We start from the raw sequence: 9,398 nt of genomic DNA, 5'->3' as shown, positions 1-9,398 counted from the left end.
TTGAAGACACGGCTGTAGATGTACAGGATTTACCCGCCTATATCGCAGAGTTCAATCAAATTCTCGAAAAACATGGCTTATACTCTGTGCATTATGCCCATGCCGGTTCTGGTGAATTACACTTGCGGCCAATTCTAAATCTGAAAACGGCCGAAGGACAAAAGCAATTCAGAATCATAGCCGAAGAAATTGCTACGCTGGTTAAGAAATATAAAGGTTCACTTTCAGGAGAGCATGGCGATGGAAGACTTAGAGGCGAGTTTATTCCTCAAATGGTGGGTGAACACAACTATGAGCTAATCAAGCAGATGAAGCAAATCTGGGATCCTCAGAACATCTTCAACCCGGGCAAAATAGTAGACACCCCTCCAATGGACAGTTCCCTTCGCTACGATGTAGATCAGGAGACCAGAGAGTTCGACACCATGTTCGATTTCTCTGAAAACCAGGGGATTCTCAGAAGTGCTGAGCTTTGCAATGGATCGGGTGACTGCCGCAAATCGGAGCTGAGTGGTGGTACCATGTGTCCCAGCTATATGGCTACCCGAAACGAGAAAGAGACCACCAGAGCCAGGGCCAATATTTTGAGAGAAATGCTGACCCGTTCAGACAAAGCCAATCCTTTCGCTCATGAAGAAATTAAGGAAGTAATGGACCTTTGCCTAAGCTGCAAAGGCTGTTCTTCTGAATGTCCCTCTAATGTCGATATGGCTAAACTCAAGGCTGAGTGGCAGTATCAGTATTATAAGGAAAAGGGAGTTCCTACAAGAGTCAAACGCATTGCCCATTTCTCCAAAAGCATGAAGTTGGCCAGCAGAGTACCTTGGGCTTATGATATGATTTTCAGCAATCAGCTCACAGGAAATTTGGCCAAGTCCATTGCCGGTTTTGCCAAGGAGCGCAGTATGCCTGAACTGGCTAAGAAGCCGCTCAAGAGCTGGCTAAACAAAGAATTCCGACCTGAAAAGAAAGACAAAAGAGTTTACTTCTATTGCGATGAATTCACCAATTACAACGATGCTGAAATTGGGAAGAAGGCCGTATTGTTACTCGATAAACTCGGCTATGAAGTCACCTTTGTCGATCACCCGGATTGTGGCAGGCCTCAACTCTCCAAAGGACTGTTGGACGAAGCCAAAGAATTGGCCGAAGCCAATGTGAAGCTGTTTGCGGATATAGTCTCAGAAGAAGTGCCTTTAGTGGGCATAGAGCCTTCCGCTATCCTCACTTTCAGAGATGAGTTTATCAGCTTAACTCGTGGTGAATTGCAGGGAAAGGCTCGAAACCTAGCCAAGCATACTTTCACTATAGAAGAATTCTTGGCTAGAGAAATTGATCGTGGCCATATCAGAACGGAACAGTTTACCGAAGAAAAGAAACTGATCAAGGTACATGGACATTGTCATCAGAAGTCGCTTTCCAGTATGACGCCTACTAAGAAGATACTGAGTCTGCCTAAGAACTTTGAAGTGCATATGATTCCCTCAGGGTGCTGTGGAATGGCAGGCTCTTTCGGCTACGAAAAGGAACATTATGAACTCTCCATGAAGATTGGAGAATTGGTGCTCTTCCCTACTGTGAGAAAACAACCGAAAGAAGTAATTATAGCCGCTTCAGGCACCAGTTGCCGTCATCAGATCAAAGATGGAACGGGAAGAAAAGCGCTGCATGTGGTGGAGATCCTTTGGGAAAACCTCAAATGACAAAAGACAAATTCCAAATAGATTCATAAATTGAAGTATGGCAAAGAGCACAATCAAGAAAATTCAAAAGGCGATCTCCGATCTTGATGAAGAGCGATTAGATAAGGTGCTTCATTATGTCGAAGAGTTAAGGCAGAGTGACTTGATAAACCAAAGGGCACAGGTCTCAGAAGAGGACATCCAATATGGTAGAGTGGTTTCTTTGGATCAATTCAATCAGGATTTCGAGGCATGGAAGGAGAAAAGAAAGAATATCGGGTAGTTATCACCCAATCAGCATACAACTCCTTCTTTGAAATTATCGAGTATTTGTATGACCATTATTCTGAGTCCAGAGCTGAGCAAATATCCAATGAGATTAATAGCCTAGTTAATTCTTTGAAACATTATCCTGAACGTGGAGTCATTGAACCTCGACTCAGAGACAGATTTCTCAAGCACAGATTTATCCTTTTTAAGAGAAGTTCACGTGCAGACGTCAAAATAATCTACAATATCCAAGAAGCCACTGGTACTATTTATGTTACCGACTTTTTCCCAACCGAAAAAGATGACCAAAAGATCAGTGAATAGACATTTCATTTCTTCCGTCATTGCGAGGGAGCCTGCCTGTCCTGTAGGCAGGGTACGACCGTGGCAATCTCCCAAATCGGAGCATGAGACTGCTTCGTGCCTCGCAGTGACGTTCAGGAATGTCATCAAGGCTCTCTTATTGAGCTTAGTCATAATCAGCTGCTCTCCACAAACCGAAAAGCTCACCATCGCAACAGCTGCCAATATGCAGTTTGCTATGAATGCCTTGGTCGAAGCTTATGAAACTGAAACAGGAACTCAATGTGAGATCATCCTTGGCTCATCCGGTAAGCTCACTGCACAAATTCAGGAAGGCGCTCCTTACGATCTTTTCTTCTCAGCCGACACCAAGTTCCCCGAGGCACTTCAGGCATCAGGAAACACAATTGGAGAACCGGTTATCTATGCTCAAGGACAATTGGTACTCTGGTCTATGAAGGAGAATCTGCTAGTTTCTCTCGACCAACTGAGTTCTAAAGAGGTATCATATATCGCATTGGCTAATCCTAAAACTGCCCCTTACGGCCTTGCTGCAGAGCAAGTGCTTAAGCGATTGAATTTGTATGAGACCAATGAGTCCAAATTTGTCTTTGGAGAAAGTATCTCTCAGGTCAATCAGTTTATTATCTCTCAGGCTGCGGAAATGGGCTTCACCGCCAAATCTGTAGTGCTTTCTCCCAATATGTCGAGTAAAGGGAATTGGATTACTATACCCGATAGCCTACACGCCCCTATCAATCAGGCTATGGTTATACTCAGAAATGAACGAAGCATGACTGATGAAGCCCAGCGTTTTATGGAATTTGTGCTTTCTGAGAAGGGTAAAGCCCTATTGCAGAAGTTTGGTTATAAGACTCCCCCATCCAAACCTTTCCCCACCGAAGAAAGGCTTTTGTGCCTGCTCGTTGTTACAGCTTAATTCTAAACCAGCAGTGTCCGAATATCCCTCCAGGCAGATGGGTTGGAGGCACAGTCAACTTCTAACCTTAGAAAAACCACCTTCTATGAAGAATACATGGATTTTCTTAGCAAATTTAAGCTGACTAACTCAAAACATTGGGTAACGTCATTCTGAATTCATTTCAGAATCTAGTTGAATTCATTTCAGAATCTTGTTGAATTTATTTTAGGATCTGATAGCAACTTGATTCAGAATTTAAAAGACCCTGAAACCTGTCTTTGCCACAGGCACGTTTCAGGGTGACAGGTCTAACTTTTGAAATTATCAATAATACTCTGAATTGAACTCTTTCAAAGCCAAAATCATAGACATCAAAACCTCCGGTAGCTTTTCATTAGTGAGCTTAGAGGCCATTGGCTTAAAGCTGAAAAGTATTGTAATTGATACGCCTCAAACAGCCGATTATCTGCAAATAAATCAGGAAGTAAGCGTGATTTTTAAAGAACTTGAGGTTTCAGTGGCAACAACGCCCAACTTACCCATCAGCTTGCAAAATCAGATTCCCGGCTCCATCATTGCTCTTCAAAAAGGTGAGCTCTTGGCCCGGATCACTCTGCAGACTCAAGTTGGCCCAATCACCTCCATCATCACTGCTGTATCGGCTGATGAACTGGAACTAACGGTGGGGCAAGAGGTTTTTGCCCTAATCAAAACCAACGAATTAATGCTTTCCAGGGAATGAACTGGTCCCCCATCATATTGTCCTTAGAGTTGGCTTTGGTAACCACTATACTGTTGTTTGTGGTTTCTGTTCCTCTAGCCAATTGGCTGGCTGAAACTAAATCGAAGATAAAACCAGTAGTTGAATCAATGATCAGCTTGCCATTGGTGCTACCTCCTACCGTACTTGGCTTTTATCTATTGGTGGCCTTCAGTCCGAACAATGCCTTTGGCAACTGGTTGCAGGAAACGATTGGTGTTCAACTACTTTTCTCTTTTCCCGGGCTTGTGCTTGCTTCTATGATATACAGTCTTCCGTTTATGGTACAGCCCATTCAGTCGGGGCTCACCAGCCTTTCATTAAATATGAAAGAATCTTCATATGTTTTAGGTCAATCTAAGTTCAAGACCTTACTTCACGTTCTTTTACCAAACATCAAACCCTCTATTCTAACCGCCATAGTACTTTCCTTTGCCCATACGATGGGCGAATTTGGAGTGGTTTTAATGATTGGTGGCAATATAACCGGAGTTACTAAAGTGGCTTCCATTGCCATTTACGATGAGGTGGAGTCGCTGAACTATGCCGCAGCACATCAATATGCGCTGGTTCTCCTGCTTATCAGTTTCAGCATTTTAGTGACCGTTTACAGCCTGAACAAGAAAACTAACCTTACCGGAAAGCATGCTTGAAGTAAAAGTGATTAAGCGATTGGAAGCAGCCCGTGGCAGGCTTGAACTTGACTTAGAATTTCAATGTCACCCCGGTGAGTTTTTAGTGATTTCGGGCCAATCAGGAGCCGGAAAGACCTCATTACTCCGAATGATTGCCGGGTTGATGAATCCTGATTCCGGAAAAATTCAGTTCAATGATCAAACTTGGTTCGGCCCAAAAACCAACCTGAAGCCACAAGAACGGGACTGTGGGCTAGTTTTCCAGCAGTATTCCCTCTTTCCTAATATGACGGTAGAAGGTAATTTAAAATACGCCTTAAGGGGCGGCCAGTCGGAATCTGATGTGGAGGAGTTGCTGGACATTATGGAAATAAAGGGTTTGAGAAATCAGAAACCGGCTATACTATCGGGTGGGCAGCAACAACGGGTTGCTTTGGCCAGAACTCTAGTACAAAAGCCAGGGCTATTACTTCTGGACGAGCCCCTTTCGGCCTTAGACCGACCGATGAGAATCAGGCTCCAGGAGTATCTGAAGGAAGTTCATAAAAAGTATGAACTCACAACTATAATGGTCACCCACGACCCCTCAGAAGCACTTAAGCTAGCTGATAGAATTATTGAGATTGAAGAGGGAAAAGTTGTTCGAGAAGGCAAACCCACTGAGGTATTCGGAAATAAGAGTCTCAGCGGAAAGTTTCAATTTACCGGAACGGTAATAGACATTCAGGAGGAAGAATTACTGGCTATTGCTTCAGTGTTAGTGGGTAATCAACTGATCAAAGTAGTGATTAGTAATGTGGAACAAAAAAGCCTTCGAATTGGTGATGAAGTAATCGTTGCATCGAAGGCTTTCAACCCTATAATTAAGAAAGTTTAGCTTCTAAAAATCATCTCCTCCAACCTCACACTCTTTGGAAATTACCGTATGTAAAAACGGTTTAGGTGTATCGGCCAACATTGCCGCACAAACCAAACAGTCGGAGGCAGGTCTTTGGTCAACAATTTTCACAAACAGTATGTCGCCAATTTGGACACCACTGTCACATGGACTCACCATAGTAGTAAACACATTCTCATAAGTTGTACCGCTACTATCCGTCCACGTATTGGCGACATCGTCAGGTACGGCTCCCCCTATCACTTGGAAAATTGCATTGCCGCATATCTGATCGATAATTTTTACCTGAACACAATCAACAGCAGGTTGATTGTCACATGAGCTAATGACCAATGCAGTCAATAAGGAAAGAATAATGCTAAGTCTTTTCATCTTAATTATTTGTGTTTACAGAACCAAAGAACTCCATTGGCTATGGTAGCTTTTAGTATTCCACCTCTTATATTGTTTAGTAACGATTCTACATACCACAGTCAGTAACTATTTCGGTATAGTAGAACTGCTTGGGACTATTGGCCGGTAAGGCCAGGCAAACTGCACAATCAGTCTCTTTTCGTTCCTTCGTAATCTTCATTAAAACAGTTTCTCCCCGGGCCGGTAAATAACTATCGCATGGATCGAGAAAGGTACTGAAGACATTATCGTACGTAACGTTGTTATGGTCTGTCCAACTTTCAGTTACTGGAATGCCCGCATTGCCCGAAACAACCTGAACAACCGCATTTCCGCAAAGTTCGGCTACTATTTTCACCTCCAAACAGGTTTCACCTTCGTTTTCGCAAGATGAAAGACTTACCAGAACAATAAACGCTAAAGCAATACTCAATTTCTTCATGATTCTAGTGTTTGTGTGGTTAGACCATACTCGACCAAAAAAGGTTGGAATTTAGTGCAGAGAGAGTTGCTTTTCTAATGGATAGATATGAGTTTGTAAGCATGAAAGCATTAGTGTGCGAACAATTCGGGCTACCGGAAAACCTTTCTGTGAAAACGCTTCCACTCCCCGTGCCCAATGAGCAACAGGTGCTTATCGAAGTGCATGCCTGTGGAGTGAACTTCCCTGATGCACTGATTATTCAGAACAAGTACCAATTCAAACCTCAGCTCCCTTTTGCTCCCGGTGGCGAAGTGGCCGGTCGGGTGGTGGAAGTGGGTAGTAAAGTGAAACACCTAAGCCAGGGCGACTTGGTTTTTGCTCTCACCGGCTGGGGAGGCATGGCTCAGTATGTGGTGGCTGAATCGCACAAATGTATGCCTGTTCCTGAGGGCATGGACATGATTACTGCAGCAACAACCATGTATAATTTTGGTACATCGCTTTATGCTCTAAAACAGCGAGCACAATTAAAAAAAGGCGAAAAGCTGATGGTTTTGGGTGCTTCTGGTGGAGTTGGACTAGCCGCAGTTCAGATTGGCAAGCAAATGGGCGCACATGTGGTGGCCGCTGCAAGTTCTGAAGAAAAGCTAGAAATCTGCCTGCAAGCCGGAGCCGATGAAACCCTCAACTACTCAGAACAAAATCTCAAGGAAAAAGCCAAAGCCATGACGAATGGAGATGGCTTTGACGTAATATACGACCCTATTGGAGATCAATATGCTGAACCCGCAGTTCGCTCTTTGGCTTGGGGCGGAAGGTATTTAGTGGTAGGTTTTGCCGCTGGTGCTCCTTCTGCCATCAGAATGAACCTGCCTCTGCTCAAAGGAGCTTCCATTGTAGGTGTTTTCTGGGGGGCTTTTGCTCAAAAGCAACCGAAAGAAAGCAAGAGGAACTTCGAGCAGATTCTTCAATGGATTCAAGAAGGAAAAGTGAAACAGCATATCCATAAAGAATACCCCTTAGAGCGAGGCGCTCAAGCTATTCGAGACCTTATGGACAGAAAAGTAATCGGTAAAAATGTGGTGATTATTGATTAGAGTTTAGGTATACCGTGCTCCCCCCCCAACTGAGCCATATCTATGCCGAATCCAGCTCGACAATAACCGGGCTTAATCTTCACAGAAAATACCCTTCGGGAAATAAATCTGTCTGTGATAATAGGTCATTAAGCCCTTTTTCACCAATTCATGGTTGGCGAAAAGCTCTTCAATTCCTCCCTCCTGATCTGATTTATATATAATAATCTGACCCTCGTTGGTATTGAGATTAATGGCTCCGACTAACTCAGCTTTGTCTTTGTACTTTCCCTTTAGCTCTTTCAGCAAATTTTCAGTAAAACGATTAGTTTTCACCCCATCAATATTCTCATTATCCTTATTTGGCTCAAAACGCACAAAATAGTAGGTAGTCATTTCTACATCGGCTTCATCCTTGTGCCAAAGTGTACATAATTTCCCTTCCATCAGATCAAACGGGTAGACTTCCAGCTTAAAACGTCCGGCAGAAATGGCCGGATCAGAATACAAAACTGCTTCCGTATCAGCCATATTGGTATCGAATAGAAAAATTCCACCGCCTGTGTAGAAGGGCCCCGCAGCGATCATCTTCTTTTCCTTCACCAATCGGTTAATGTTGGCTAAATGTCCCGCTTGAAGGCTATCTACTTGCTCCTTGGGTAGCTCAGCCCTGTCTGGATTCGTGTTCAGGAAAACGAAGGTATACCTACCATCTCCATATTGCCCGTAAGATTGCGTGGCAACCATTAAGAATAGTGTCAGCCAGGTTATTTTGAGTTTCATATCAATAGACTAATGAATAATGAAAGTAGTAAGGTTTTTGGAAGTTTAGAAGTTATGAGTCTGAAGGATGGCCACAGAAATTTTTACTCGACCAGCTTTTCTCCTGCAGGGCACACTGAGCATAGAGCTGAACGGCATCTAAGTTCTCTTTGAGAGACTCTGCCGGAGATAGAGAGCCTGTTAAAACCTGGTTCATCAAACCGTAAAGTATAATTCACATAAGCTACATCCTAAACGCTGTTTCCAAATCAATACATCCTTATCTTAGCACAAAATTTACAACATGAGAAAACTCCTTGCTCTTTCCTTAATCCTGGCGGCTACCGTTTCCATGACTTCAAGTAGTTATTTCTGGGGTCAAACCGGACATCGAACTATAGGACATATTGCCGATGGTATGCTGAGTAAAAAAGCCAGAAAGCAGGTGCAACGTGTTCTGGGCTCAGAAACATTGGCCGAAGTGAGCACATGGATGGATGAAATAAGGTCGGATCGCTCCTACGATTATGCCAATACCTGGCATTATTGCACAATACCCGATGGCATGACATATGAGGAAGCACCCGAGCAAGAAGGAGGTGATGTAATTTGGGCCATTGAAACCATTATTGAAGAGTTAAAGGCCGGGCAACTTTCGGCCCAAGAAGAAGCCACTAAACTCAAGTTTTTAGTACATCTGGTTGGCGATATTCATCAGCCTTTGCATGTGGGGAATGGTGAAGATAGAGGCGGAAATGATGTTCGAGTTCAGTACTTTGGAAGTAATACTAATCTGCATAGCGTATGGGACAGCCGCATGATTGATGGCAAACAATTGAGCTATACCGAATTTGCCGATTGGGTAAATCATGCTTCTAAAACTCAAATTAAGGAATGGCAATCGGCTACGGTTCGAGAATGGGCATATGAATCTATGTCTTACCGTAAACAGGTTTATGATATTCCTGAAGACGGGCGAATAAGCTATGAATATGGCTATAAGTACTTCGACATTATTAAGCTTAGGGTGCTTCAAGCTGGCGTACGCTTAGCTGGTGTGATCAACGAAATTTATGAGTAACTCAAGAGGTTACATCTTTCGTTCACCTAATTCTTCAGAGTTCATGGCATGAAACACTGATGGGCAATTGGAGACCCTAATCGGTTAGAGCTTTTCATCTTGAGCTTGCCGAAAGATCTATCCCGCTTGATCACTTGGCAACTCGGGATGGAAAAGACAACTTGTCAGAGAAGTAATCCGGTTCAGACGGTT

General features: G+C 43.5%; 12 protein-coding genes. 9 read left to right on the top strand and 3 right to left on the bottom strand.

What is annotated here, in order from left to right:
- The 7 genes from B3763_RS06940 to B3763_RS06910 all read left to right on the top strand — a co-directional run.
- The coding region (locus B3763_RS06940) for an FAD-binding and (Fe-S)-binding domain-containing protein (RefSeq protein ID WP_286745128.1) at positions 1–1,703 on the top strand (1,703 nt) is incomplete at its 5' end.
- A 37-nt stretch (positions 1,704–1,740) separates the two neighbouring features.
- Positions 1,741–1,965, top strand: coding sequence for a hypothetical protein (locus tag B3763_RS06935; protein WP_286745127.1), 225 nt, complete (start codon positions 1,741–1,743; stop codon positions 1,963–1,965).
- A complete protein-coding gene (locus B3763_RS06930; RefSeq protein WP_286745125.1) occupies positions 1,935–2,276 on the top strand; it encodes a type II toxin-antitoxin system RelE/ParE family toxin in 342 nt (113 codons plus the stop codon). Before B3763_RS06935 ends, B3763_RS06930 begins: the two co-directional genes overlap by 31 nt.
- Positions 2,277–2,415: 139 nt before the next feature.
- A complete protein-coding gene (gene modA / locus B3763_RS06925) occupies positions 2,416–3,195 on the top strand; it encodes a molybdate ABC transporter substrate-binding protein (RefSeq protein WP_286745124.1) in 780 nt (259 codons plus the stop codon).
- A gap of 322 nt (positions 3,196–3,517) precedes the next feature.
- A complete protein-coding gene (locus B3763_RS06920; protein WP_189631255.1) occupies positions 3,518–3,919 on the top strand; it encodes a TOBE domain-containing protein in 402 nt (133 codons plus the stop codon).
- Positions 3,916–4,590, top strand: a complete 675-nt coding sequence (gene modB / locus B3763_RS06915; RefSeq protein ID WP_286745121.1) for a molybdate ABC transporter permease subunit — start codon at positions 3,916–3,918, stop codon at positions 4,588–4,590. Before B3763_RS06920 ends, modB begins: the two co-directional genes overlap by 4 nt.
- On the top strand, positions 4,583–5,449 hold the full coding sequence (locus B3763_RS06910; protein ID WP_286745119.1) for an ABC transporter ATP-binding protein: 867 nt from the start codon (positions 4,583–4,585) through the stop codon (positions 5,447–5,449). The genes modB and B3763_RS06910 overlap by 8 nt, the downstream gene beginning before the upstream one ends.
- 3 nt (positions 5,450–5,452) lie before the next feature.
- On the opposite strand, the gene B3763_RS06905 is transcribed toward B3763_RS06910, so the two are convergent.
- Both B3763_RS06905 and B3763_RS06900 read right to left on the bottom strand, forming a co-directional pair.
- Complete coding sequence (locus B3763_RS06905) at positions 5,453–5,842, bottom strand: hypothetical protein (RefSeq protein WP_286745117.1); 390 nt, start codon at positions 5,840–5,842, stop codon at positions 5,453–5,455.
- An 88-nt stretch (positions 5,843–5,930) separates the two neighbouring features.
- Positions 5,931–6,305 (bottom strand): hypothetical protein, encoded by a 375-nt coding sequence (locus B3763_RS06900; protein WP_286745115.1) that lies wholly within the window; start codon positions 6,303–6,305, stop codon positions 5,931–5,933.
- A 101-nt stretch (positions 6,306–6,406) separates the two neighbouring features.
- Between B3763_RS06900 and B3763_RS06895 the strand changes: the two genes are divergently transcribed.
- On the top strand, positions 6,407–7,384 hold the full coding sequence (locus B3763_RS06895; protein ID WP_286745113.1) for an NADPH:quinone oxidoreductase family protein: 978 nt from the start codon (positions 6,407–6,409) through the stop codon (positions 7,382–7,384).
- Between the two features lie 72 nt (positions 7,385–7,456).
- On the opposite strand, the gene B3763_RS06890 is transcribed toward B3763_RS06895, so the two are convergent.
- Positions 7,457–8,146, bottom strand: coding sequence for a YciI family protein (locus tag B3763_RS06890; protein WP_286745111.1), 690 nt, complete (start codon positions 8,144–8,146; stop codon positions 7,457–7,459).
- Between the two features lie 283 nt (positions 8,147–8,429).
- On the opposite strand from B3763_RS06890, the gene B3763_RS06885 reads away from it, so the two are divergent.
- A complete protein-coding gene (locus tag B3763_RS06885; protein WP_189631248.1) occupies positions 8,430–9,206 on the top strand; it encodes a S1/P1 nuclease in 777 nt (258 codons plus the stop codon).
- Positions 9,207–9,398: the final 192 nt, after the last annotated feature.

Source organism: Roseivirga sp. UBA1976 (assembly GCF_002336325.1).
Lineage (GTDB): Bacteria > Bacteroidota > Bacteroidia > Cytophagales > Cyclobacteriaceae > Roseivirga > Roseivirga thermotolerans.
This window is presented reverse-complemented; position numbering and strand designations above follow the sequence as displayed.

What these genes read in the sequence shown, in the direction of transcription:
- B3763_RS06935 (WP_286745127.1), top strand. Translation starts at nt 1,741, where the DNA reads ATGGCAAAGAGCACAATCAAGAAAATTCAAAAGGCGATCTCCGATCTT.
- B3763_RS06930 (WP_286745125.1), top strand. Translation starts at nt 1,935, where the DNA reads ATGGAAGGAGAAAAGAAAGAATATCGGGTAGTTATCACCCAATCAGCA.
- modB (WP_286745121.1), top strand. Translation starts at nt 3,916, where the DNA reads ATGAACTGGTCCCCCATCATATTGTCCTTAGAGTTGGCTTTGGTAACC.
- B3763_RS06910 (WP_286745119.1), top strand. Translation starts at nt 4,583, where the DNA reads ATGCTTGAAGTAAAAGTGATTAAGCGATTGGAAGCAGCCCGTGGCAGG.
- B3763_RS06905 (WP_286745117.1), bottom strand. Translation starts at nt 5,842, where the DNA reads ATGAAAAGACTTAGCATTATTCTTTCCTTATTGACTGCATTGGTCATT.
- B3763_RS06900 (WP_286745115.1), bottom strand. Translation starts at nt 6,305, where the DNA reads ATGAAGAAATTGAGTATTGCTTTAGCGTTTATTGTTCTGGTAAGTCTT.
- B3763_RS06895 (WP_286745113.1), top strand. Translation starts at nt 6,407, where the DNA reads ATGAAAGCATTAGTGTGCGAACAATTCGGGCTACCGGAAAACCTTTCT.
- B3763_RS06890 (WP_286745111.1), bottom strand. Translation starts at nt 8,146, where the DNA reads ATGAAACTCAAAATAACCTGGCTGACACTATTCTTAATGGTTGCCACG.
- B3763_RS06885 (WP_189631248.1), top strand. Translation starts at nt 8,430, where the DNA reads ATGAGAAAACTCCTTGCTCTTTCCTTAATCCTGGCGGCTACCGTTTCC.